This window comes from Stenotrophomonas sp. YJH_SMC_46 (genome assembly GCF_059370315.1).
On sequence record NZ_JCAFTO010000006.1, the window covers coordinates 246,322 to 271,391 of the forward strand.

Annotated in this window: 20 protein-coding genes; 12 read left to right on the forward strand and 8 right to left on the reverse strand. The window is 66.0% G+C overall.

The genetic code is table 11. From position 1 onward, the window contains the following. Positions 1-138: 138 nt before the first annotated feature. A complete protein-coding gene (locus tag AC5P8C_RS18750) occupies positions 139-2,895 on the reverse strand; it encodes a TonB-dependent receptor (protein WP_338713369.1) in 2,757 nt (918 codons plus the stop codon). 275 nt (positions 2,896-3,170) lie between these two features. After that, a complete protein-coding gene (locus AC5P8C_RS18755) occupies positions 3,171-5,225 on the reverse strand; it encodes a glycoside hydrolase family 97 protein (RefSeq protein WP_495219228.1) in 2,055 nt (684 codons plus the stop codon). 237 nt (positions 5,226-5,462) lie between these two features. Here AC5P8C_RS18755 and AC5P8C_RS18760 point away from each other — a divergent pair, with 237 nt between their 5' ends. From AC5P8C_RS18760 to AC5P8C_RS18785, 6 genes are all read left to right on the forward strand, one after another. After that, positions 5,463-7,655: an MGH1-like glycoside hydrolase domain-containing protein gene (locus AC5P8C_RS18760; protein WP_495219230.1), complete on the forward strand. Its 2,193-nt coding sequence runs from the start codon at positions 5,463-5,465 to the stop codon at positions 7,653-7,655. Continuing rightward, complete coding sequence (locus AC5P8C_RS18765) at positions 7,652-9,139, forward strand: MFS transporter (protein WP_171952356.1); 1,488 nt, start codon at positions 7,652-7,654, stop codon at positions 9,137-9,139. Before AC5P8C_RS18760 ends, AC5P8C_RS18765 begins: the two co-directional genes overlap by 4 nt. Then, on the forward strand, positions 9,139-10,854 hold the full coding sequence (locus AC5P8C_RS18770; RefSeq protein ID WP_495219231.1) for an alpha-amylase family glycosyl hydrolase: 1,716 nt from the start codon (positions 9,139-9,141) through the stop codon (positions 10,852-10,854). The genes AC5P8C_RS18765 and AC5P8C_RS18770 overlap by 1 nt, the downstream gene beginning before the upstream one ends. 126 nt (positions 10,855-10,980) lie before the next feature. Next, on the forward strand, positions 10,981-11,367 hold the full coding sequence (locus tag AC5P8C_RS18775) for an SseB family protein (protein ID WP_134730436.1): 387 nt from the start codon (positions 10,981-10,983) through the stop codon (positions 11,365-11,367). Between the two features lie 140 nt (positions 11,368-11,507). Further along, complete coding sequence (locus tag AC5P8C_RS18780; protein WP_019659379.1) at positions 11,508-11,972, forward strand: GNAT family N-acetyltransferase; 465 nt, start codon at positions 11,508-11,510, stop codon at positions 11,970-11,972. Further along, positions 11,969-12,277: a hypothetical protein gene (locus AC5P8C_RS18785; protein ID WP_019659378.1), complete on the forward strand. Its 309-nt coding sequence runs from the start codon at positions 11,969-11,971 to the stop codon at positions 12,275-12,277. The genes AC5P8C_RS18780 and AC5P8C_RS18785 overlap by 4 nt, the downstream gene beginning before the upstream one ends. On the opposite strand, the gene AC5P8C_RS18790 is transcribed toward AC5P8C_RS18785, so the two are convergent. The 4 genes from AC5P8C_RS18790 to AC5P8C_RS18805 all read right to left on the reverse strand — a co-directional run bounded on the left by AC5P8C_RS18790 (position 12,267) and on the right by AC5P8C_RS18805 (position 18,477). Beyond that, positions 12,267-12,647 (reverse strand): hypothetical protein, encoded by a 381-nt coding sequence (locus AC5P8C_RS18790; protein ID WP_019659377.1) that lies wholly within the window; start codon positions 12,645-12,647, stop codon positions 12,267-12,269. The genes AC5P8C_RS18785 and AC5P8C_RS18790 overlap by 11 nt on opposite strands. A gap of 167 nt (positions 12,648-12,814) precedes the next feature. After that, positions 12,815-16,399, reverse strand: a complete 3,585-nt coding sequence (locus tag AC5P8C_RS18795) for an ABC transporter permease/M1 family aminopeptidase (RefSeq protein ID WP_495219233.1) — start codon at positions 16,397-16,399, stop codon at positions 12,815-12,817. 12 nt (positions 16,400-16,411) lie between these two features. After that, positions 16,412-17,314, reverse strand: coding sequence for an ABC transporter ATP-binding protein (locus AC5P8C_RS18800; RefSeq protein WP_019659375.1), 903 nt, complete (start codon positions 17,312-17,314; stop codon positions 16,412-16,414). A 131-nt stretch (positions 17,315-17,445) separates the two neighbouring features. After that, positions 17,446-18,477, reverse strand: coding sequence for a LacI family DNA-binding transcriptional regulator (locus AC5P8C_RS18805; protein ID WP_019659374.1), 1,032 nt, complete (start codon positions 18,475-18,477; stop codon positions 17,446-17,448). 139 nt (positions 18,478-18,616) lie between these two features. Between AC5P8C_RS18805 and AC5P8C_RS18810 the strand changes: the two genes are divergently transcribed. The 6 genes from AC5P8C_RS18810 (at position 18,617) to AC5P8C_RS18835 (ending at position 23,880) form a co-directional block, all read left to right on the forward strand. Beyond that, the gene (locus tag AC5P8C_RS18810) at positions 18,617-19,012 is read left to right on the forward strand and encodes a hypothetical protein (protein WP_019659373.1); all 396 of its coding nucleotides are present in this window, start codon (positions 18,617-18,619) and stop codon (positions 19,010-19,012) included. 171 nt (positions 19,013-19,183) lie between these two features. Further along, positions 19,184-19,735 carry a single-stranded DNA-binding protein gene (locus AC5P8C_RS18815; RefSeq protein ID WP_495219234.1) on the forward strand — a complete coding sequence of 184 codons (552 nt, stop codon included), beginning with the start codon at positions 19,184-19,186 and terminating at the stop codon, positions 19,733-19,735. 202 nt (positions 19,736-19,937) lie between these two features. Beyond that, entirely contained in the window at positions 19,938-20,834 is an 897-nt protein-coding gene (locus tag AC5P8C_RS18820; RefSeq protein ID WP_019659371.1) for a hydroxypyruvate isomerase family protein, read from the forward strand. Between the two features lie 27 nt (positions 20,835-20,861). Next, a complete protein-coding gene (locus AC5P8C_RS18825; protein ID WP_019659370.1) occupies positions 20,862-22,547 on the forward strand; it encodes a GMC oxidoreductase in 1,686 nt (561 codons plus the stop codon). Further along, on the forward strand, positions 22,547-23,122 hold the full coding sequence (locus AC5P8C_RS18830; protein ID WP_019659369.1) for a gluconate 2-dehydrogenase subunit 3 family protein: 576 nt from the start codon (positions 22,547-22,549) through the stop codon (positions 23,120-23,122). Before AC5P8C_RS18825 ends, AC5P8C_RS18830 begins: the two co-directional genes overlap by 1 nt. Further along, positions 23,107-23,880, forward strand: a complete 774-nt coding sequence (locus AC5P8C_RS18835; RefSeq protein WP_233653129.1) for a 3-keto-disaccharide hydrolase — start codon at positions 23,107-23,109, stop codon at positions 23,878-23,880. The genes AC5P8C_RS18830 and AC5P8C_RS18835 overlap by 16 nt, the downstream gene beginning before the upstream one ends. A gap of 8 nt (positions 23,881-23,888) precedes the next feature. Here AC5P8C_RS18835 and AC5P8C_RS18840 read toward each other — a convergent pair whose 3' ends face one another. Together AC5P8C_RS18840 and AC5P8C_RS18845 are read right to left on the reverse strand one after the other, a co-directional pair. Continuing rightward, the gene (locus AC5P8C_RS18840; protein WP_233653128.1) at positions 23,889-24,185 is read right to left on the reverse strand and encodes a c-type cytochrome; all 297 of its coding nucleotides are present in this window, start codon (positions 24,183-24,185) and stop codon (positions 23,889-23,891) included. 18 nt (positions 24,186-24,203) lie between these two features. Beyond that, complete coding sequence (locus AC5P8C_RS18845) at positions 24,204-25,064, reverse strand: sugar phosphate isomerase/epimerase family protein (protein ID WP_233653127.1); 861 nt, start codon at positions 25,062-25,064, stop codon at positions 24,204-24,206. Positions 25,065-25,070 lie beyond the last annotated feature (6 nt).

Here is a 25,070-nt window from a genome sequence, read left to right on the forward strand (position 1 = left end):
GGCCGACATCCGCGCAAAGGAAAACCCGCTGCCTGCGCAGCGGGTTTCCGGTCCTGCTCCTGGCTACCGTCGCCGGGCATGGCCCGGCGCTACCGATGGGGTGGTTGCCGGCCAGCGGCCGGCACTACCCGGCTGTGGTCAGAACTTGTAGTTCACGCCCAGCATGTAGGTGCGGCCCCACTCGATGTACTCCAGCGGGCGGTCCTTGCTGCCGGCGTAGGTGCGGTACGGCTCGTTGGTCAGGTTGCTGCCCTGCAGAAGCAGGGTCAGGCCACGCAGGGCGCTGCTGTCGCTGAAGGTGTAGCTGACCTGCGCATCGGTCACGTTCTCGCCAACCACGTAGCGCAGGCTACGGTTGCCGTTGAAGTTGCCGATCTCACCGATGAAGTCCGATCGGCGGCGCTGGCTGACGCGTGCTTCAAAACCGCTGCGCTCGTAATAGGCAGTGAAGTTGTACACGCGCTTGGACAGGCCCGGCAGGCTGATCGGGTCACTGCCCACGCTGGAGGCGCTCTCCGGATCCAGGATGGTGATGTCGCTCTTGTTGAAGGTCGCGCTGGCCTGCACGCCGAAGCCGCGCAGGCTGTCGGTCAGCATCTCCAGCGGGAACGATGCGGTCAGCTCCAGGCCCTTCAGCGTGCCGCCCTTGCCGTTCTGCGGCGCGGAGAAGGTGCCGGTGGTCAGCACCGGTGCGGTCATGCCCGGCGGCGGCACGTAGCTGCCCAGCAGCGCGGTGAAGTCGTAGTTATCGACCGACTGGGTGTAGACGTAGCTCTTCAGGTCCTTGTAGAAGATCGCGGCGGCCACGTAGGCCTTCTCGCCGAAGTACTTCTCATAGGACAGGTCCAGCGCGGTGGCACGCCATGGGTCCAGCAGCGGATTGCCGCCGCTGCCGCCGGGGCGGCCGGTGCCGGTGTCCACGCCGAACTCCAGGCCGGCGCGCATCTGGTCCACACGTGGGCGTGCGACCTGCTTGGCGACGGCGAAGCGCAGCGTCTGCTGGTGCGGGAACAGGAAGGCCAGGTTCAGGCTCGGCAGCCAATCGTTGTAGGTGCGGCCGTTCGAGTACGGCTGCACGTTATTGCCGGCCGACTGCGAGCTGTCCCAGTAGCGCGAATCCGAGCTCTGGTCGGTGTGCTGCATCTGCACGCCGATGTTGCCGCGCACGCCGACGTCGCCGATGTCGGCGTTGATGTTCAGGCGTGCCCAGGCGGTGGTGATCTTCTCCTGCACCGTCCACGACTTGGGAATCAGGTAGTCCAGGTTGTCGACCGGGTTGAAGGTCATGTAGCGGCCGACCGCGGCCGGGACGTTCCAGGCCGGGATGGTGCCGAGGCCGGCGAAGCCGAGGTTGACCGGGCGATACTGCAGGTCCGAGGCGATGTTGGCATCGCCCTGCGCACCCAGCAGGATGTTGCCTTCGGACTGGGTCTTCACCTTGCGGCGGTCGGCGTAGTTCACGCCGATGTCGATGTCCGGCGCCCACGACGCGATGGCATCGGGCAGCGCGATGGTGGCGGCCAGCTTGCCACCCTTCAGGCGGTCTTCCACCTGCGGCACCTTGCCGTAGCCGGAGCCGTAGATGGTGTTGGTCAGGAACAGCGCATCGGGATTGGAGTAGTTCAGGCCCGGGCTGATCTGCGAGAAGCCGTTCTGGCGGATCGACACGCCGACCGTATCCAGCTGTGGCATCGGGGTCAGCTGCAGGTTGTTTTCCAGGTTCAGCTCATCGCGCGTGGCCTTGGAGTAGTTCAGGTCGGCGACCAGCTTGACGCCGCCGAAGTTGAACTCGTTGTTCCAGCCGAACGCATCGATCTTGTCCTTGCGCTTGTTGTACATGCCGCGCACCAGCGGATACACGCCGCTGGCGGTGCCGCCGGTGAACGAACCATTGGCGTTGACCTGCGGGTTGCTGACCAGCAGGCCCGGGGTGTAGTTGCCGTTGTAGTTGCTGAGGTTCAGCTCGAACTGGTTGGCGGTGTCGATCTGCTCGGCTTCGGTGTGGAATGCATCGAAGGTGCTGGTCCAGCTGTTGTTCGGCCGGAACTGGATCGTCGCCATCACGCCGTCGCGCTTGTTGTTGCCGGTGCGGCGCAGCGCCTTGATGCCATCGGAGAAGTAGGTGCCGACGCCCACGCCCGGACGGTCGCCCTTGTCGGTGTGCTCGGTGGTCCACGGCTCGTACAGGCCGACCTGGTTCTCCTGGATCGGCATGTCGCTGTGCGCGTAGCCGATGGCGATGCCCAGGGTCTTGTCCAGGAACTGGTCGATGTAGCTGGCGCTGAAGCGGTTGCCGTATGGATCGACGTTGGCGGCGCGGCCCAGCGAACTCTTCTGGTAGCGGCCACTGACCGCGATCACGCGCTCGCCGAAGCTGAGCGGGCGCGCGGTCTGCATGTCGATGGTGCCCGACAGGCCCTGGCCGACCAGCGCCGCGTCCGGGGTCTTGTACACCGTCACGCCGTTGACCAGCTCGGACGGGTACTGGTCGAACTCGACGCCGCGGTTGTCGCCGGTGCTGACCACTTCGCGGCCGTTGAGCAGGGTGGTGGCGAAGTCCGGCGACAGGCCGCGCACGCTGATCACCTGCGCACGGCCCGCCACGCGCTGCGCGGCCAGGCCGGGCAGGCGCGAGATGGACTCGGCGATGCTGACGTCGGGCAGCTTGCCGATGTCTTCGGCGGAGATCGCTTCGACCACCGAGGTGGCGTCCTGCTTGACCGCGATCGCGCTCTCGATGCCGCGGCGGATGCCGGTGACCTGCACCGTATCGAGGTTGGTGGCGGCGGTGCCGGCCGGCGTGGTGACGCTCTGCGTGGACTGTGCCGACGCCAGCGTCGGCGCCAGGACAACGGCCAGCGCGATGCTCAGCGCGCTGCGCTTGTGGTTCAACATTTTCCCCTCCCAGGCAATGTTGCAGATCGATTTGTGAGCGTTCCGGCGGGGCCGTGAACGTGCGACGCGGTGGCCGCTGTCGTCGCCGCTATGGTAGGCAGCGCGTTCTTCGCGGGAATCACCCTGCATACGTATTCAATGGCGTGTGCAGGGATGTAATCGCTTTCAAGTATCTCGTTCTGTAGAGCCGAGCCCATGCTCGGCTGCATTTCGGTGCTACGCACCGCCGCCCGAGCGTGGGCTCGGGCGCTACGGGGGCGCAGGCAGGAAAACGTTCAGCGGACCGGCGTGAAGCGAATGGCCTGGCCACCGCCCGGTGCCAGTACCAGCGTCAGTGCATCGGCGCTGGTCACCTCGCGGGTTTCGCGTGCGAACGCGAACGGGTTGCTGCGGAAATCAGCGCCTTCACCATCACGGTAGATCTCGGCTCGATAACGCACGCCCGGCTCCAGGAAGCCCAGCGATACCGGCAGCACGCGTCCGTGTTCATCCGTGATGCTGCCGAGGAACCAGTCGCGGCTGTTGCGGTCGCGGCGCACGATCGTCACGTAGTCGCCCACTTCGCCATCGAGCACGCGGCTCTGCTCCCAGTCCACCGCCACGTCCTCGATGAAACGGAACGCCTCGCGATGCTGCAGGTAGTGTTCGGGCAGGTCGGCGGCCATCTGGATCGGGCTGTACAGCACCACGTACAGGGCCAGCTGCCGCGCCAGCGTGCTGGGAATGGCCTGGCCGTGGCGGCCCTTCAGGCTGAGGATGCCGGGGGTGTAATCCATCGGCCCGGCCAGCATGCGGGTGAACACCAGGTTGACCTCATGCTCCGGCGGGTTCGGCGGCTGGCCCCAGGCGTTGTACTCCATGCCGCGTGCGCCTTCGCGCGAGATCCAGTTGGGATAGGTGCGGCGCAGGCCGGTGTCCTTGATCGGCTCATGCGGGTTCACCGACAGGTGCCGGCGCGCGGCTTCCTCCACCACCTTCAGATGGTGGCGGGCCATGAACTGCCCGTCATGCCACTCGCGCCACAGTGGGCCCCCCGTCGAATTGCGGCGGTCGACCTGGCCGTCGTCACAGACGTAGCCGGTCTTGAACTGGTCCACGCCCAGCCGTGCATACAGGTCCAGCGCGGCGCCCAGCTGGTCCTCGTAGTGCTCGATGGCGCAGCCGGTTTCATGGTGGCCGATCAGGTGTACGCCCTTCTTCAGGCCATATGCCGACAGCGCTTCAATGTCGAAATCGGGCGTGGCCCGGGTGAAATCGAAGTCATAACCATTGCCCACCCACATGCCGTCCCAGCCCGGGTTCCAGCCTTCCACCAGCACGCCACGGAAGCCGTGCGCGGCGGCGAAGTCGATGACTTTTTTCGTCTTGGCGGTGGTAGCCGCATGCTTCCGCCCGGTCGCCCAGCTCTCGTTGTCCAGGTGCATCGACCACCACACGCCCAGGTACTTGGCTGGCTTCACCCAGCTCACATCGCCCAGCGCGTTGGGTTCGTTGAGGTTGAGGATCAGGTCCGATTCGACCAGGCCACCGGCACGGTCGGCGATCTGCAGCGTGCGCCACGGCGTGGCGAAGGGCAGGGCGCGGCGTACCTTCCAGCCTTCGGCCGAGGGCGAGAGCTGCGCGCGCAGGCGCTGCGCCTCGGTGCGCCGCAGCCACATGCCGGCATAGTCCACCAGCGCGGCCTCGTGGATCGCCACGTGCAGGCCATCGCGGCTGCGCAGGGTCATCGGCGTGTGCACCAGCGGTACTTCGCGTAGCGGCGTGCGCTGGTAGAGGTATTCGTAGTGGATCGGTTCGCCGGCGGGGATCCACCAAGCGGTGGATTCAGGCGCGATGGCGAACTCGGTCAGTTCGTCATCGATGATCGCCTCGCGCAGGTTCGGTTGCTCAGGGAACACATAGCGGAAGCCGAGGCCATCGTCGTAGACGCGGAACACCACATCCAGCCGGCGCTTGCTGCCGGTGGCTTCGGTCAGCTGGACGGTCAGCTCGTTGAAGTGGTTGCGGGTGAGCCGGCGTTCGCCCCACGGCTGTTCCCAGGTGTCATCAACGCTGCGCCGCTGCTGGCCCAGCAGGGCGAAATCGCGGTCCAGGCGACCGTCGCGCAGGGCGAAGCCGAGCTTCGAATCCTCCACCACAGTGTCGCCCAGGCGCTCGACGCGGTAGCGCGCGGTGCCGCCGTCCAGCACCAGGCTGACCTTCAGCACCTTGCCCGGCGATTCGACGCTGGCCACCTGCGGCGCGGCTTGTACCAGCGTGGCCCATCCGATCAGGGCCAGGCCCAGCATGTGCGCGAACAGCGCGCGTACAACCGTGTGTGGCATCGGCATTTCCCCTCCCAAGGCGCCGTTGGCAGACCCGGACCATAAGCCAGCGCGGCGGGTGCGCTACCGCGTGACGCCATGAATACGTATGCAGCTGGACGCAGCCGACAGCCCCGCGTCTACCATGGGGCCAGGGCACCTTGAGGGAGGGGCCGCGCCCGCCCGCCTGCAACGACGGTGCGGACCTACAACGCGTGCAGAGAGGGAGGGAGGCCGACGGGCGCAAGCCGGTCCGCCGCTTCGATGCTGAAGATCATTTGCCTGACCGCTGCCCTGGGGGCAGCGCTGGGGACGACCGCGCAGGCGGCCGACCTGCAATTCGACGGCCGCCATGCGCGCGCCGAAGCCGCTGCCAATGGCAGCTTCGTGCTGCATGCGCCGAAGGGCGCAGTGCAGATCGCAGCCGCACCGATGCGCAGCCAGACCGGCAGCGTGATGTTCGATGCACTGTTCGCGCTGGCCCAGCAGGAGATGGACCAGGACCGCGTGGATGCGATCCGCGATCCGGCCTTCGACGAGGGCCGGCCGGTGCCGTGCGAGTGCTTCCAGACCGGCGCGCGCTGGCCCTATGTGTGGACCCGCGATGTCAGCTTCGCCGCCGATCTGGCGCTGGCGCGGCTGGACCCGCAACGCACCCGGCAGTCGCTGCAGTTCAAGCTGTCGGCGGCGCGCGACGGGCACACGCCCGGCCTGTTCGTGGCGCAGGACACCGGTTCCGGCGGCAGCTGGCCGATCAGCAGCGACCGCGTGGTGTGGTTCCTGGCGGCACGCCACCTGCTGGAGGACCGAGCGTTTGCCGATCAGGTCTGGCAGGCGCTGCAGGGCACGCTGGCGCAGGACCGCGCGATGGTGTTCGACGCGCAGATGGGCCTGTACCGCGGCGAGACCTCGTTCCTGGACTGGCGCGAGCAGACCTATCCGGACTGGACCCGCGAGGACGTGCGCTTCATCGGTGATTCCTACGCACTGTCCACCAACGTGCTGCACTACCAAGCACTGCGCCTGGCCGAACGCCTGGCCGGGCAGCACGGCGATGCCCGCGCGGCCGAGTACAAGGCGTGGGCCGATGCGTTGGCGCAGCAGATCGATACGCGCTTCTGGCGCGAAGACATCGGCCAGTACATGAGTTACATCGGTGAAGCCGCGCACCCGGTGCCGTACGCCAAGGTGGATCTGCTCGGCCTTTCGCTGGGCATCCTGGCCGGGGTGCTGCCGCCGGAGCGCGCGCGGCGTGCGCTGGCGGCGTATCCGATGGGCCCGGCCGGCAGCCCGGTGGTGTGGCCGCAGGAGGCGCAGCAGCCGATCTACCACAATCGCGCGATCTGGCCGTTCGTCAGTGCGTACTCGCTGCGCGCGGCGCGGCAGCTGGATGATGCGCCGCGCATCGCCGCCGAAATCCGCTCGTTGATGCAGGGCGCCGCGCTGGCCGGCTCCAACATGGAAAACTACGAGCTGGTCAGCCAGGCCGTGCATGTCGAGGAAGGCGCACTGAGCGGCCCGGTGGTCAATTCCGAACGCCAGCTGTGGTCGGTGGCCGGCTATCTGTCGATGGTGGTCGAAGGCGTATTCGGCGTGCAGGACGATGGCCGCGTGCAGCCCAAGCTGCCGGCCGTGCTGGTGCCCGAACTGTTCGGCACGCAACGCCGCATCTCCCTGGAGGCCAACGGCAAGCGTTATGTGCTGGAGCGGCCGAAGCAGCTGGCCGATGGATTGCTGGTAGCGGGCAAGGTGAAGATGCGTGGTGCCACCACCACCGTGCAGCTGGTCCCCGCAGCAGCGGCGCCGCGCAGCGCAGCAATGACGGCCGACGCCAATGCGCGCGCACCGGCCACGCCGGCCGCACCGCAGGCGCGGCGCAAGGGTAGGGGCTGGAACGTTGAGGTCGCTACCGGCCAGGTGCTGTGGCAGGACGGTCGCGCGCTCACCGCCAGCAACGGCCAGGCGCACATCAGTGACGATGGCCTGCAGCATTGCCTCAGCCTGACCCGGCGCGACAACGCATTGGAATCGCTGCACAGCCCGACGGTCTGCGTCGGTCCGCAGCAGGTGCTGAAGGGCGAGGATCGCTGGCAGTTCACCTCGGCCAAGGCCGGGCAGGTGCGTCTTCGCCTGCAGTACCGCAACCCGAACGGGCCGATCAACACCGGCGTCACCGCTGCGGTGAAGCAGCTGGTGCTGCAGTGCCCGGGCCAGCCGTTGCAGCGGCACACGGTTACGCTGCCGCACAGCGTGGCGGTGCAGGACTCGACTTCGGCAACGTTCGTTGTGGCCAAGGGGCAGTGCACCGTCGCGCTCGAAGAAGGCTTCAACATGAGCGCGCTTGAACATTTCGCGCACTACACCGGGGGCAAGGGTGGCCGCGAAGGCGTGCTCAACCAGGCCCAGGTGCAGGCGCTGACGGTGGCGCCGGTGGCGATGGAAGAGGGTGCACGATGAATCGCACGGCAAAACCGCAGCTGTCGTTCTGGCAGATCTGGAACATGTGTTTCGGCTTCCTCGGCATCCAGTTCGGATTCGCCCTGCAGAACGCCAATGCCAGCCGCATCTTCGAGACGCTGGGCGCGGATATCGACGCGGTGCCAGGGCTGTGGATTGCCGCGCCGCTGACCGGCCTGCTGGTGCAGCCGGTAATCGGCTACCTGTCCGACCGCACCTGGACGCGCTGGGGGCGCCGTCGTCCGTACTTCATGATCGGTGCGGTGTTGACCACGCTGGCGCTGCTGGTGATGCCGAACTCGCCGACGCTGTGGATCGCGGCCGGCACGCTGTGGGTACTGGATGCCTCGATCAACGTATCGATGGAGCCGTTCCGTGCCTTCGTCGGTGACCAGCTGGCGCCACGCCAGCGTCCGGCCGGCTATGCCATGCAGAGCTTCTTCATCGGCGTGGGTGCCATCGTCGCCAGCTTTCTGCCGTTCATCCTGGCCCACTTCGGCGTTGCCAACACCGCGTCCGCCGGGGAAGTGCCCGACACTGTGCGCTATGCGTTCTACTTCGGCGCGGTGGTGCTGCTGGCGGCGATCACCTGGACGGTGGTCAGCACCCGCGAATATTCACCGGCGGAGCTGGCCGGGTTCGATGATGCCGAGCCACCGGAACATCACGCGGCGGCCGCGATCAACGGCCCGGCTTCATGGACGCGGGTCACCCTGTGGCTTGGGCTGGGTGTGCTGTTGGCGCTGCTGATCGCCTGGCGGCAAGGCGACCGGATGCTGTACGTGCTGGCCGGCCTGTGCGCCGGCTACGGCCTGCTGCTGGCGGCCGCGCGCGCGCTGCCGGCCACGCATATGCTGGCCGCCATCGTCGGCGACCTGCGCGCGATGCCGGTCACCATGCGCCGCCTGGCGTGGGTGCAGTTCTTCTCGTGGTTCGCGCTGTTCGCCATGTGGATCTACACCACCGCTGCGGTGGCCGGTACCCACTTCGGTTCGACCGATCCACAGTCGGCCGCCTACAACGAAGGTGCCAACTGGGTGGGCGTGCTGTTTGGCGCCTACAACGGCTTCGCTGCGCTGGCGGCGGTGCTGATTCCGCCGATGGTGCGTGCGATCGGCCTGCGCTGGAGCCACCTGGTCAACCTGTGGCTGGGCGGCGCCGGCTTGGTCTCGCTGATGTTCATCCGCGACCCGCACTGGCTGCTGCTGTCGATGGTGGGTGTGGGCTTTGCCTGGGCCTCGATCCTGTCGTTGCCGTATGCACTGCTGTCCGACAGCGTGCCGGCGTCGAAGATGGGCGTGTACATGGGCATCTTCAATTTCTTCATCGTGATCCCGCAGCTGGTGGCGGCCAGTGCGCTCGGCTTTGCCCTGCGCGCATGGCTGGGTGGCCAGCCGATGCATGTGCTGGTGCTGGGCGGCTGCAGCCTGTTCCTGGCCGGCCTGTGCGTGCTGCGGGTTCCGTCCCGTCCGGAGGTGGTGTGATGCGTGGTGTCCTGGCTGTTGCTGTTTCCCTTGCCCTGTTCGCCGGCCAGGCCGTGGCCACGCCGCGCCCGGACTACGTCGGCACCACCGAGCCGTTCGCCAGCGATGCGGTGTACTTCGTGGTCACCGACCGCTTCGTCAATGGTGACCCGGCCAATGACCATCGTGACCAGGGTGGCGCGCACCGCACCTTCGATATCCCGGTGCCGTGCCCGGACAAGGTGGACGGCAACATCGGCTACCTCGGTGGTGATTTCCGCGGTGTGCTCGACAACGCGCAGTACATCCGCAACCTCGGTTTCGGCGCGGTATGGATCACGCCCATCGTCGACAACCCGGACGAGGCGTTCACCGGCAGCAAGCCGATCAGCTGCACCAGCACGCTGACCGACCGCGGCAAGACCGGCTACCACGGGTACTGGGGCATCAACTTCTACAAGCTCGATGAGCACCTGCCCAGCAAGAACCTGGATTTCGCCGGGCTGACCAAGGGCCTGCACGGTGCTGGCTTGAAGGTGGTGCTGGATATCGTGGGCAACCACGGCTCGCCGGCCTGGACCATGCCGACGCGACAGCCGCAGTTCGGCCAGATCTTCGACAAGGACGGAAAACTGATCGCCGACCACCAGAACCTGCCGCCGCAGAAACTGGATCCGAAGCACAACCCGCTGCACGCGTTCTACAACAACATTGGACCGGTCGACAGCAAGGATGGCTCGATCTTCGATGGCAACCTGGCTGAGCTGTCCGACTTCAACCAGGACAATCCGGCGGTGATGGACTACCTGGTCGGTGCCTACCTGCAATGGACCGCGCAGGGCGTGGACGCATTGCGCATCGACACCATCGGCTGGCTGCCGCACCCGTGGTGGCATGCCTTCGTCAAGCGCATCCGTGCCGAGCACCCGGGCATGTTCATGTTTGGCGAAGCCTTCGACTACAACGCGGCGACCATTGCCGAGCACACCTGGCCATCCAATGCCAACGTGAGCGTGCTCGATTTCCCGTTGCGCGGCGCACTGGAGCAGACCTTCGGCACCGCCAACAAGGGCTTCGAGACCCTGGCTGAGCCACTGCACCTGAGCGGTGGCCCGTATGCCAATCCGTACGAGCTGATGAGCTTCTACGACAACCACGACATGCCGCGCCTTCAGGCCAGCGACACCGGCTTCATCGATGCGCACAACTGGCTGTTCACCGCGCGCGGTATTCCGGTGGTCTACTACGGCTCGGAAACCGGCTTCATGCGCGGCCGCGCCGAGCATGCAGGCAACCGTGCCTACTTCGGCCAGCCGCGCGTGGACGCTGCACCGCAGAGCCCGATCTTCGCGCCGCTGCAGCGTATCGCCCGGTTGCGTGAAGCCACCCCGGCGCTGCAGCGGGGCCTGCAGGTGAACGAGCGCCTGCAGGGCGATGAGGCGGTGTTCTTCCGCGTGCTGCAGCACGGTGACGTGGCGCAGACTGCGCTGGTGCTGCTGAACAAGGGCGACAGGGCAAAGAGCTTCACTGTGGCGCGTTACGTGCAGGCGGGCCGCTGGCGTGATGCGCTGGACGGCGGTTCGTTGCAGGTGGATGCCTCCCTGAAGGCCGAAGTGCCCGCACACGGCGTGAAGGTGTATGTGCTGGATGCCGCCGTGCAGCAGCCAGCGCTGCAGGCCGAGCTGGACAAGGCGATGACCGACCAGCAGGCGCGGGACTTGCGTCTAGGGCGCTGACGGGCCTGGGTTGGGCGGCTGTAGAGCCGAGCCTATGCTCGGCTGCGCTTCTACGGAACGCAGACAGGGGCAGCCGAGCGTGGGCTCGGCTCTACAATAGACCCCCCCACCTCCTGCCGTACCGCCATGACCGACCTCGCCCCGCAGACCCCGATCGAAACCCTGTTGAAGGCGGCGATGGACGGGGCGGTGCCGATCCGCGCCTTCATGGAGGCCTTCGTCGCTTCCGAGGTAGTGCTGCTGACCGGCAGCCTGGTCACGCCCGACGGCAGCGGCTTCGACCCGCTGCTGTTCGACAAGCAGGGCATCCTGCACGTGGCCGTGTTCACCGATCCGTCGCGGGTGGGCATCTACAGCCAGCAGGCCGAACACCAGATCCGCTGGCTGATGCTGGACGTGCTGCGCCGCGTGCCGGGTGGCTACGGCGTGGTGATCAACCCGGGCACCCAGCTGGGTTTCGAGATCTCGCCCAGCGGCGTCGGCGAGATCCTGAAGGACTTCGCCCAGGGTTGATTGTCATGTAGAGCCGAGCCCATGCTCGGCTGCCGTTCGCGCAATGCCGGATCAGTCGAGCACGGCGCGACTCTACAGAAGGCTTCCCTTCGAGCGCCGTCCGTGATCCTCTTGGGCAATATCGGGATCAAGGCATTGCCATGGAATTCAGGGTATTACCCGCTGGCGCACCGGAACGGCAGCAACTGGCCGAGTGGTACCACGCACAATGGGGCCAGGACGCGGGCCTGTCGCTGGAACAGGAACTGCAGCGGCTCAATCCGCCGCAGGACGCCGGAGGTTTCCCGCACCTGATCGCCGCCTTCGATGGAGACCAGTTGGTTGGTGCCGTGCAGCTCAAGCGCAGGGAGATGCAGGCATTCCCGCAGTATGAACACTGGCTGGGCAGCGTGTTCGTGGCCGACAGCCATCGGGGCCGCGGGCTGGCCAGTGGGCTGGTCGAGCAGGCAGCGGCGCAGGCGGTTCGGATGGGCGTTTCCGCGTTGTATCTACAGACCGAAGCGCTGGATGGCGGCCTGTACGCTCGGCTGGGCTGGAAGCCGCTGCAGGAAGCCGACAACTGCAGCTATCGCGTGCTGGTGATGGTGCGCAGGTTGGCCGCATGAACGCATCTGCATCGCGTCATTCCCGCTCTGCGCTGATCTTCCTGATCGCGGCGATCGTTGCCGCGCTGGTGTCCATGCCCCTGCTGCGCGCGGTGGGCATGGTGCTGTGGCCGGTGTTCGTGGTTGCCTGGCTGATCAACCTGGGCGCGGCCTGGCATCTGGCCCAGTGGGCACGCCAGCAGGGCCGTTCGGCGTGGGCGTTCGGGTTACCGGCGGTGCTCGGCACCGTCGCCTCGGTCGTGGTCTTCGTGCTGCTGGCGTTGCTGGGGCCGAAGGCCGGGCCTCAGCCGGAAATCACCGGCTGAGTGCTTCGTTCCACTCGTTCCACAGGACACCGTCCACGGCGGTGAGCAATGTCTGCTGGACCTCGATCAGCGTGTTCATCTCATCCAGCACCGCCTCCAGGTCGGTGATTGAGATCTCGAATCTGGCCATGCACTGGCTCATGGCATGTACGTGTTCGGTGCCATGCGCTAGCTCGATGGCTTCCTGGAGGACATGGGGCGCGTCGTTGAGAGAGAGCCCCAGACGAACGTCTTCATCGCCCGTAATGAGAACGCTGTTCTCACCCAGCTCCAATTCGAGCTCAAGACCACAGTCAGCCAGTACCTTGGCTGCCCAGTTCAGTGATGCGGAAATCCTGTGTGCATCGAAGTAGATATGGCTGGATGTCATCGCGGCTTCTCGAAGGTTCGCGGAGAGTATCGCTTGCCTTCAAATGGATCCTGTTGGTGCTCCCGCATCTCTGGTCAACCAGGTCTTCAAATGACGCAATTGGTCGCGGCATGTCGCTTTTGTCTGCAGTAGTGATGCCAGCCATTTGACTGGCACCACCGCATACCTCACATCGTTACCTTGCGCCGATTGTCATCGCTCACCCGGTCGATCAGCTTGTTGTAGGGATCGAAGCCTGCTTCGTCGGGCTTTTCATCCACCGTCACCGTGATCTTCGGCGCGGCGCTGGTGATGTGGTGGCGCTGCAGGTACAGCACCTTCTGGTCGCGCTCCTTGCCCGACGGCCCATTGGCGAACACGCCGATCTCCACCCAGTCATCCATCTTGCCGGCGGTCTCCTTGCCCTTGCCATCGGCATACTGCTTGCTGGCATGCAGGTCCAGGGTCACGTCGTAACGACCGTCATCGCGCTTGCGGGCGCTGGCGGCCATCACGCGGTTGTCGTAGAAGCTGATCTTCTCGAACAGGTCAGTGACCAGCTGCTGGCGGTCGGCCGGGGTCTCGGCACGGATGTAGCTCAGCAGTTCGCGTGAGGTGGTGTACGGCGGCTGCTGGTAGCCCTTGTCCTGCAGGAAGCGCTTCAACGCGCGGTTCAGGGCCACTTCGCCGATCTCTTCACGCAGCCGGTAGAACACCAGCGAACCCTTCTGGTAGTGGATGTACTGCTGGTTTTCCACGCGCTCCAGCGGCTGTTCCTCGATGGCCTCGCCGCCGCGGCCGGACAGGTAACCGTCCAGTTCGCGCTTGAGGAACTGGCGCATGTGCTGGCGGCCGTACTCCTGCTCCATCACCATCAGTGCCGAATACTGCGACAACGATTCGGACAGCACCGTGGCGCCCTGCACGTTGGCACCGATCACCTGGTGCGCCCACCACTGGTGTGCGATTTCGTGCGCGGTCACGTAGAACACGTAGTCCACCTTGTCCGGGTCACGCAGGTCAGCGATGAAACCGATGGCTTCGGAGTAGGGGATGGTGTTGGCGAACGACTGCGCGAAGCGGGCATAACCCGGGAACTCGATGATGCGCACCTGGCGATGCTGGTACGGGGTGAAGTTCGCCTCGTAGTAGGCCAGCGATTTGTGCACCGCTTCGATCATCCGCTCCACGTTGTAGCCGTGCGCCGGGTCGAAGTAGACCTCGATCGGTATGTCCTTGTACTTTGCCTTGCGCACCTCCCAGCGCGCCGACAGATAGGCGTAAAAGTTCAGCATCGGTCGATCCATGGCATAGCTGAAGCAGCGCCGGCCATTGACCGTGCTCTCATGCTGCAGATAGCCCGGGGCCAGCGCCACCTGGTCTGGTGCCGTGCAGATCGTGGTGCGGAAGTCGAGCCAGTCGGCATCGTTGGCTATGTACGTGTTGGCACGCGCGGCTTCGTCTTCCAGCTTGGGCATGCGCCGCGGCTCACCCAGGTCGCGCTTGCGCCGCTCGTTGCGGTCGGTGATCTCCGCGCCCTCGTTGTAGCCGAACGACGGCAACACGCGGCTGTTGAAGAACGTGCCGTTGTCCACGATGTTGCTCGGCGCCTGGCCGGCGGTGATGCCATTGGGCTTCTGCACCACCCGGAAATGGACACGGCGGCTTTCGCCCGGTTGCAGAGGCTTGTCCAGCCGATAGATGCGATACCCCAGGTCCTTGGCATGGAAGGCCATCGTCTGTCCGCCAAGATCGGCGGCTACCAGCTGTTTGTCATCGCCCATCGAGACATGCAGTTCCGGGATCGGCTGCGCGTGGAGATTGCGGATCGTCCAGTTCGCATCGATCACCATCGACTGCGATTCCGGGAACAGGTCCACGCGGTTGTCCACGGCGACAATGCGTGGTTGCGGCAGGTTGCGGTATTTCGACAGCTCGCGCTCGTAGCGGGCCTGCAGATCCAGCTGCTGGTCCGGAGAAAGGAACTCGTTGCGGATGTTGGTGCTCCAGTACAGCCAGCTCCCCACGCCGACGAACGCCAGCGCGGCCACCGCGGCGAAGGCGCCGGTCGGACCACGCAAGCGGCGGCCGGCCAGGGCCAGGCGCTGGCGCAGGCCCTGGCTGACACCCCGTACCCAGAAGGCCGACGCCAGGCACATCAAGGTCAGCAGGAACAGGGCCCAGTAGCCCTGGAATGCCAGCTGCCCGGTCAGGAAGTGGCCGTAGCCGTTCATGTCCGAATAGGGTGCGTTGGGCCAGCTGCCGAAGTTGTACAGGTTCTGCGTGTAGTCGAGCATGCCCAGCACACCCTGACCGATCATCACCACGATCAGCAATGCGTAACCGACGAACTTGTTGTTGGTGAGCACCTGCAGCACCAGCGCCAGGCCCCCCATGAGGATGTAGACCACCGAATCCAGCGCCAGGCTGCGCAGGTACAGCAGCGGCTCCAGATGCGTGTAGCCCTTGGCCAGCTGCACGCCCATCGCCGCCAGCGCGCCGGAGGCCTGGAAACAGACGATCACGGCCAGAAGTGCGGTGAACTTGGCCAGCAGCGGCACCCAGTTCGGCACCGGCATGGCATCGGTCACTTCATTGATGCGCGCGCTGCGTTCCTTCCAGACCAGCTCACCGGCGAAGAACAACACGATGATCACCAGCAGCCAGCTGAAGGCGCCCTGCAGCCCCATGATCATCTGCGACGTGACCGGCCAGATCGAGGTGCCGTACAGGGTCTGCCGGAACATCGCGCTGGGCAGGAAGTTGGCCAGGCCCAGTACCAGCAGCACGATGAACGGCACGCTGCGCAGGACGCCGCGTGTATCGAAGCGGACCTGGCGCAGGAACTGCTGCCACGCGGTGGTGGCAGTGAACGCCGGTACCACGCGCGGCAGTGTTGCGCGGGTGGGGCGGGCCATGGCGGCTTCGGCAACCGTTTGCGCGTGCCTGCGGCCCCAGCGCCGACGGCCACTGCCGCTGCGTTCGGTGCGGAACAGCGCGAAGGTGGCGGCGAACAGCGCGGCAGCCACGCCCAACCACAGGGCGCGATTGGCCAGCAGGTAGCCGGCCAGCTCGGGGACCCCGCTGTTGCGTTCGGCGGTGGACCAGTAGCGGATGGTACGGCCGAGTGCGCGCATGCCCAGCGGTTCGCTCAGCACCGCGATCCACGTATTGTCGATGTCGCGCAGCAGGGCCGCGCTGGCGCCGTACAAGACCAGGTAGGCCACCAGGCCGATGTAGACCCAGAGGATCGAGCGGGTCAGCGCTGCCAGCAGCGACAGCAGCGCGGTGGTGAACAACAGGTTGGGAATGACGATGACTGCGAACGTCCACGCATAGCCCTGCCAGCTGATCGGGCCCATGCGTTCGGGATCGACCCACGGCATGAATGGTGCCAGCCATAGGCCGAACGCGATCAGCACGTAGACCAGCAGGCCTGCCGCCAGGGCGGCGGCGATGCGCCCGGCCAGATAGTCGCGGCGTTTCACCGGGCTGGCGAAGATCAGTTCAGCGGTACCGAGTTCGAAGTCACGCAACAGCGCGTTGCTGACGAACAGCGCGGTGACCAGCATGCCGAGCAGGGTGAAGATGCCCAGCATCTGTGCGATCACGGTGGGCGCGTTGCTGTGCACGTTGCCGGCGCCACCGCCGATCTGCACCGCGTCGCTGGACGCGGCGGCGAAGGCAAGCAGGGCGAACAGCCCGGCCAGCAGCCACAGCAGCGGGGAGCGCAGCTGCTCGCGCAGCTCGAAGCGGAAGAAGTTGAGGATCATGGCGTGCTCCGCTCAGGCTGCGACGCGGCTACGGGCCTGAAGGCGCAGGCGCTGGAAGTACACGTCCTCGAGGTCGGGAGCCACGGCCGCGAAGCCGTCGCCAGGGTCGTTGGCGCTGTGCACGTGGATCACCGGGCGGCCACCGACCAGGCGGGTGGACAGCACCACGTAGCGTGCCTCGTGGTCGGCCAGTTCCGAAGGATCAACCTGCTTGCGCCAGACCTGCTGCTGCAGGGCGTCGATGGCATCGGCCGGGCGCCCGGTCAGCAGCACCTGGCCCTTGTTCATGATCGCCATCGTCGGGCACAGATCGGTCACGTCCTCGACGATGTGGGTGGAGAGGATCACCGCCACGTTCTCGCCGATCGCCGCCAACAGGTTGAGGAAGCGGTTGCGCTCTTCCGGGTCGAGGCCGGCGGTGGGTTCATCGACGATCACCAACCGCGGGTCACCCAGCAGCGCCTGGGCAATGCCGAAGCGCTGGCGCATGCCGCCGGAGTAGGTGCCCAGCTTGCGCTTGCGCGCGTCCCACAGGTTCACCTGCTGCAGCAGCCCATCGACCACCTCGCGGCGCTGCGCGCGCTGGGTCAGGCCCTTGAGCACCGCGAAATGCTCCAGCAGGTCCAGCGCGCTGACTTTCGGGTACACGCCGAAATCCTGCGGCAGGTAACCCAGCCGGCGGCGCACCGCATCCTTGTCGCGCAGCACGTCGATCGGCGCCTCGCCTGGAATGCTGAGCGTCGCCGTGCCGCTGTCGGCTTCCTGCAGGGTGGACAGCGTGCGCATCAGCGAGGACTTGCCGGCGCCGTTGGGGCCGAGTAGGCCGAACATGCCCCGCGGGATGTCCAGGTTGACGTTGTTGAGGGCATGCACGCCGTTGGCGTACGTCTTGGACAGCGAATCGATCTTCAGCATGCGACGTACACCTTTCCATGGGCGATGTCTGCGCGTTATCCGCGCATCAGCCTCCGTGCGCATCCGCCGTTGGTCATGGGGGAAGAATTCCGCCGTCGCACGTTGAGGCGTGGCGTAAGGCCTGGTGGCGCTTACCGGCGCAGCGACGATTCCCGCACCACCAGCTTCACCGGGATGCTCTGGCTCTGCACCGGCTGTCGGCCGATCAACGCCAGCAGGCGCTCCACCAGCAGCTGGCCGGCCTGCTTGGTGTCCTGCTGGACCGTGGTCAGCGCCGGGGACACCGAGGCCGCCAGCGGGATGTCGTCGAAGCCGGTCACCGCCACGTCCTGCGGCACCCGTAGCCCGGCCTCGCGCAGGGCGCGCATCGCACCGATGGCGATCAGGTCGCTGGCGGCGCAGATCGCATCGATCGGCTCGCCACGCGCCAGCAGCGCCTGGCAGGCCTCCTGGCCGGAAGCCTCGGTGGTGATCGCATCGTGCTGCAGCGCCGGTTCGGCGGCCAGGCCGTGGTCCTGCAGGGCCGCGACGTGGCCGCGGTAGCGTTCCTGGAATTCGGGGTAATGGCTGGAGGCATGGCCGAGGAAGGCGATGCGGCGGCAGCCCTGCTGCAGCAGGTGGGTGGTGATGTCATGCCCGCCCTGGAAGTTGTCGCTGCCGATCGACACGCCCGGCTGGCCGGGCAGGGCGGCGCCCCAGCGCACGAAGTGCGTGCCCTGTTCGACCAGCCGCTGCAGGCGGTCGCGCGATTCGTGGTAGTCGCCGTAGCCGAGCAGGATGATGCCGTCGGCCTTGTTGCTGTCCTCGTAATCGGCCTGCCAGTCGGTGGACAGCTGCTGGAACGAGACCAGCAGGTCCTGCCCGTGCAGCGCGCAGGCGCGGGTGATCGAGCCCAGCATCGAATGGAAGAACGGATTGATCAGCGAATCGTCGTTGGTCGGGTCTTCGAAGAACAGCAGGGCCAGCGTGCCGGCGTTGCGCAGGCGCAGGCTGGAGGCGTTCTTGTCGACCTTGTAGTTCAGCTCGCGGGCGATGCGCAGGATGCGCTCGCGGGTCTCGGCGTTGACCATCGGGCTGCCGCGCAGGGCCCGCGACACGGTTGGCTGGGAGACCCCGGCCAGATGGGCGATGTCCAGGGAGGTGGCTTTGCCTTTGATGGTCATGGGAACGCGGGAGGGGGCAGGGGGAAGGGTGCCCGGGCATGATGCCATGGGGTGGCTGCCGGCCGTCCTGGCCGTCACTGCTTGTGGCCACGGTCGCGGTCGTGCGACGGTCAACACCATAGCCTGATGGAGCCAAGCGGTGACCTTTCGCCTGTACCCGGGTGTCCCCGACGATTTCGAGGCGCGGATCCGCATCCTTGCGCCAGAGGAGGGTGGGCGTCGCAGCCCGGCCCGGAACGGTATCCGCTGGGACTTCGCCTACGCCGATGACGCCGGGGCGCCAGAGCTGTTCATGATCTGGCCCGACTTCCGTCACGCCGAGGGCGACAGCTGGGCGACCGAGCTGCCGCTGCCGGTGGGCGAGCCCCTGTTGGCCGGCCTGACCGTGGTCAATGAGGTGCTCAGGGTGGGGCTGCACCGGGAGCGTATCCGGCCCGGCGTGCGCTTCCACTGCCATGAAGGGCCCAGGGTGGTGGCGGTGGGGGAGGTCACACGGGTCACCGGCTTGCTGCTGGATCGCCCCCTGCTTCGTTGAGGTCGGTTCCGACCCGGATCGGCCGGATTCCCGACGGGCCGGGGGCGAAGGGAATGGTAAGATGCCTCGTTCCGATATCCCCCCATTCGCAACCGCGGGAGGTCCAGCGTATCGGCACCCCGTCGGGTGTGCTATCACTGGTCCAGCCCCGGACAACGGAAGAATCCATCTATGGCGCGCGGCATCAACAAAGTCATCCTGGTCGGCAATCTCGGCAACGACCCGGACGTGAAGTACACCCAGAGCGGCATGGCGATCACCCGCATCAGCCTGGCCACCACCAGCGTCCGCAAGGACAAGGATGGCAACCAGCAGGAGCGCACCGAATGGCACCGCGTGGTGTTCTTCGGCAAGCTCGGCGAGATCGCCGGCGAGTACCTGCGCAAGGGCAGCTCGGTCTACGTCGAAGGCAGCCTGCGCTACGACAAGTACACCGGCCAGGACGGCGTGGAGAAGTACTCCACGGACATCATCGCCGATGAAATGCAGATGCTGGGCGGCCGCGGTGAAGGCGGCGGCGGTGGCGGTGGCGGCAACTACGGCGGCGATCGTCCGCAGCGCCAGCAGGCGCCGCGCCAGGAGTACGGCGGCGGCGGTGGCCAGCGCGGCGGCCAGGGCGGTGGCTATGGCAACCAGGGCGGCAACCAGGGCGGCAACCAGCGCCCGCAGCCGCAGCAGGCGCCGCCGATGGACGACTTCGCTGACGACGATATTCCGTTCTGATCGGACGCTCGCCTGCAGCAGAAAAGAAAGCCCCGCTCATGCGGGGCTTTTCTTTGTCCGCGATTGCTACGGAGTTGTGCCCCGCAGCATTGAATTTTCGTGCACCGCAACTTGCAAGCATCCAATTTCCTCCCCTATGGTGCAATCGATTGCATTGCTGTGAATCGTTGCGTTTGATACCGGTTGGGAGGCCGGAAGGTGGATGTCCATCCATTCGATCAGACCGGCTCCTTCGAGGGGGCTCACGCGGCGCGATGCGCTGCGCATGGCGGTTGCTGGAGGCGTAGCTCTGGGTACTGCGGGAGCGTTGCCTGCATTCGCCACCACTGCACCGCTGAAGGGCAACCTGAAGCAGGCCGTGGCCCGCTGGACCTTCCCGCAGCTGTCAGTTGCCCAGCTCTGCGCGACGGTGAAGGACATCGGCTTTGCCGCGATCGACCTGGTCGGCCCCGAAGACTGGCCCACGCTGAAGGCCCATGGCGTCTACAGCTCGATGTGCAACGGCGCGGAGCTGGGCCTTACCAAGGGCTTTGCCGGCCGTGAGTTCCACGACCAGCTGGTAGAGCGCTACACGCGGCACATCGATCTGGTGGCCGATGCCGGTTACCGGAATCTCATCTGCTTCTCCGGCAACCGCAACGGTATGGACCCGCATGACGGCATGGCCAATGCCGAGGCTGGCCTCAAGCGCATCCTCGGGCATGCCGAGAAGCGCGGTGTGGTGCTGGTGATGGAGCTGCTCAACTCCAAGGTCGATCACCGCGATTACCTGTGCGACCACTCGGCCTGGGGCGTGGAGCTGTGCCAGCGGCTCGGCTCGGACAACTTCGGCCTGCTGTACGACATCTACCACATGCAGATCATGGAGGGCGACATCATCGCCACCATCGGCAAGCATCACGCCTGCTTCAAGCACTACCACACCGCAGGCGTGCCTGGCCGGCATGAGATCGGAGGCCAGCAGGAGCTGAACTATGCAGCGATCTGCCGCGCGATCCGCGACACCGGTTTCAAGGGGTATCTGGCGCAGGAGTTCACGCCTGCCGCGCCCGATCCCGTTGCCTCATTGCGCGAGGCGATCCGCCTCTGCGACGTCTGAAACGATATCCACCCAGGTGAGAGACCCATGGCAGATAATCACTACGACGCCATTGTTGTTGGCTCGGGAATCAGTGGCGGCTGGGCAGCGAAGGAGCTGACCGAGAAGGGCCTGAAGGTCCTGATGCTGGAACGCGGGCGCAACATCGAGCACGTCAAGGACTACGTCAACGCGATGAAGGAGGCGTGGGATTTCCCGCACCGCAACCGGCCAACGCAGGCAATGAAGGCCGCGTTCCCGGTGCTGATGCGCGACTACGGGCTGGCTGAGAACCTGGAAGGGATGTGGGCCAACGAGCAGGACTCGCCCTACATCGAGACCAAGCGTTTCGACTGGTTCCGCGGCTATCACGTGGGTGGCCGTTCGCTGTTGTGGGGCCGTCAGAGCTACCGCTTCTCCGACCTGGATTTCGAGGCGAACCTCAAGGACGGCATCGCCACCGATTGGCCAATCCGCTATGCCGACATCGCGCCGTGGTACGACCATGTAGAGAGGTTCGCCGGCATTGCCGGCACGCGCGAAGGACTGGACGTGTTGCCGGACGGCGAATTCCTGCCGCCGATTCCCTTGAACATCGTCGAGAAGGATGTGGCCGCGCGGATCAAGAAGGCCTTCGGCGGAACACGGCACATGATCCACTCGCGCACTGCCAACATCACCCAGCCGATGCCCGAGCAGGGCCGCGTCAACTGCCAGTACCGCAACAAGTGCATCCTGGGCTGTCCCTTCGGTGCCTATTTCTCGACCCAGTCGGCGACGCTGCCGGCGGCGATGAAGACCGGCAACCTGACGCTGCGGCCGTTCTCGATCGTCAAGGAAGTGCTCTACGACAAGGACCGCAAGCGTGCGCGTGGCGTGGAGGTGATCGACGCCGAAACCGGGCAGACCTACCAGTACACCGCCAAGGTCATCTTCCTCAACGCGTCGTCGTTCAACTCCACCTGGCTGCTGATGAATTCGGCGACCGACGTCTGGGACGGGGGACTGGGTTCTTCGTCGGGTGAGCTGGGGCACAACGTGATGGACCATCATTTCGGTGCGGGCGCCTCGGGCCGGGTCGAGGGCTACGAAGACAAGTACTACTTCGGCCGCCGGCCCTGCGGCTTCTACATTCCGCGTTTCCGCAATGTCGCGTCCGACAAGCGCGGCTACCTGCGCGGGTTCGGTTACCAGGGCGGTGCCAGCCGCACCGGCTGGTCGCGCGAGATCGCCGAGCTGAACATCGGTGCCGACCTGAAGGAGGCGCTGACCGTGCCGGGCGACTGGCGCATCGGCATGACCGGGTTCGGTGAAATGCTGCCGCACCACGACAATGCGATCCGCCTGGACCGCAACCGCAAGGACAAGTGGGGGCTGCCGGTGCTGGCGATGGATGTGTCCATGCGTGCCAACGAACTGGCGATGCGCAAGGACATGGCCGCCGATGCCGCCGAGATGCTGGAGGCGGCCGGGGTCAAGGACGTGAAGATGCACGACAACGACTATGCCCCGGGCAAGGGCATCCATGAGATGGGGACCGCGCGCATGGGACGTGATCGGAAGAGCTCGGTGTTGAATGCACACAACCAGGTCTGGGATGCGCCCAATGTCTATGTGACCGACGGTGCCTGCATGACTTCCAGCGCCTGCGTGAATCCCTCGCTGACGTACATGGCGTTGACGGCCCGTGCGGCCGACCATGCGGTGCGCGAACTGAAAGCGGGGAACTTCTGATGGATCGCCGCGAACTGCTGAAGATGATCGTCGCCGCCACCGGTGCGGCCATGGTTGGCCTGCCGGCGCTGGTGCAAGGGCAGGCGCCGGCCGCGGGGGCGATGCCCGCGTTCACCGATGCCGATATCGGCACGCTGGACGAGATCGCCGAGACCATCCTGCCGCGGACCCGGACACCCGGGGCGAAGGACGCGGGCGCCGGTGCCTTTATGGCGACGTTCGTCAGCGACTGCTACACCGCTCGCCAGCAGGCGGTGTTCCGTGCCGGCCTGGCCGACATCGACAAGCGTGCCGGTGGCCGCTTCCTGTCGCTCACGCCGGAGGCACGCACCGCGTTGCTGCGTACCCTGGATGCCGAAGCCAAGGCGCGCAATGCCGATGTGACCGAGACCGGTACGCCAGAAGAAGGCGAGGCGATGCCGCATTACTTCACGATGATCAAGCAACTGGCCATCTTCGGCTTCTTCACCTCCAAGGTCGGTGCGACCGGGGTGCTGCAATACGTCGCCGTGCCGGGACGTTACGACGGCGACCTTGCCTACGTTCCCGGTACGCCTGCATGGGGGACCAGCTGATGGACGACACCTGGATGATCCGCGCTCTGCTGGGCACCGCCGGCCTGCTTGCCGCTGCGACGGCATTCGCACAGGACGGTGCCGATGCTGCGCGTGACCCGAAGAAGACCGAGGTGTGGACGCCGGTGCCTGCGGTGGTGGCCACGCCACCGGGCAAGGCACCGTCGGACGCCATCGTGCTGTTCGATGGCAAGGATGTCTCGGCCTGGGAGGCGGAGCAGGGAGGGCGTGTACCCTGGAAGGTTGCCGATGGCGCCATGACCGTCGTTCCGGGCAGCAAGGGCATCCGCACCAGGCAACGCTTCTGCGATATCCAGCTGCATGTCGAATGGCGTACCCCCACCGAGACGAAAGGCTTCGACGGCCAGAACCGGGGCAACAGCGGCATCTTCCTGCAGGAACTGTATGAGTTGCAGGTGCTCGACAGCTACAACAACCCGACGTATGCCAACGGCCAGGCGGGGTCGATCTACAAGCAGGCGATGCCGTTGGTGAACGCCTCGCGCGCACCGGGGCAGTGGCAGGCCTACGACATCATCTGGAAGGGACCGCGCTTCTCTCCGGGCGGTGGGCTGCTCTCGCCGGCGCGCATCACGGTGCTGCACAACGGTGTTCTGGTGCAGGACGATACGGCTGTGGCGGGCAGGACCGAGTACCTCGGTCCTCCCTCCTACTCACCGCACGGATGTGCGCCGCTCTACCTGCAGGAGCATGACTCGAAGGTCAGTTACCGCAACATCTGGGTGCGCGAACTGTAGCTGCACGACTACTTCACCAGGTAACTGGCGAGGTCGTCGATCTCCTGCTGCGACAGCTGGGCAAAGGGCGGCATCAACCCGCCGCCCTTCCTGATTCTGTCCTTGACCTGGGCGGGCTGAAGCCGCTTGCCGACGTCGGTAAGCGCCGGGAAGGTCGGCGGTACGCCGGCGCGTTCCGCACCGTGGCAGGCAGTGCAGTGCTGGGCGTAGAGTTTCGCGCCAGCGGCGGGATCGTCCTTGGCCCAGGCTGCGGCTGCATGGCTCACGCCGCCCAGGGCTACGGCCACTGCCAGGATCATTTTCATGGGGAACTCCTTCATGCGTCAGTGCCGTGCACGGGCGGGCACGTTGGGCAGGTGTTCACGCAGGTAGTCCGCGCCGGCCTGGATGACCTTGGCCGGATCGCGTGGCTGGTCGTGTTCGACGATGTACCACTGCACGCCAGTGGTGGCGGCGGCCGGCAGGATCGCGTTCCAGTCCAGCACGCCCTGGCCGACCGCAGCGAAACCACCTTCGTCTTCGGCCTGGCCCTTGGGTGCATTGTCCTTGGCGTGTACCGCAAAAACGTGACCGCGGAACTTGCCAAGCATCACCGCCGGGTCCAGTCCCGCTCGCGCGACCCAGGCCAGGTCCAGTTCGGTCTTCAGATCGGGTCCGGCCGCTGCGAACAGCAGCTCCAGCCCGGTCTGACCGTCGAAGTCGGCCAGCTCGAAATCGTGGTTGTGATAGGCCAGCTGCATGCCCTTGACGCGCACCTGTCTGGCGATCCGGCCCAGCTCCTGGCCCAATGCGGTCCAGCCGGCGGCATCGCGCGGACGGTCCTTCTGGTCCAGGTAGGGCACCACAAGTGTGGTGTTGCCGATCGAGCGGTTGAAGGCCACCACGCCATCGAGGTTGTCGCGCAGCTCGGCCAGCTGCACGTGCGACGAAACCGCCCTGATCGAGTACCGGTCCAGCAGTCGCTTCAGTTCCGGAGCGCTGACGTTCTGCGTTCCGACGGTCTCCACCGCGCGCACGCCCGCGTCGTGGACGATTTTCAGCTGCTGGTCGAGCGAGCCTGCATTGCGCAGGGTGTACATCTGCACCGCGATCGGCTTCTGCGTGGTGGCCGCTTCGTCTGCGAAGGCGGGCAGGGCAGCGAGCAGCAGGATGAGACCTGCACTTCTACGGAAAAGAGCTTTCATCAACAG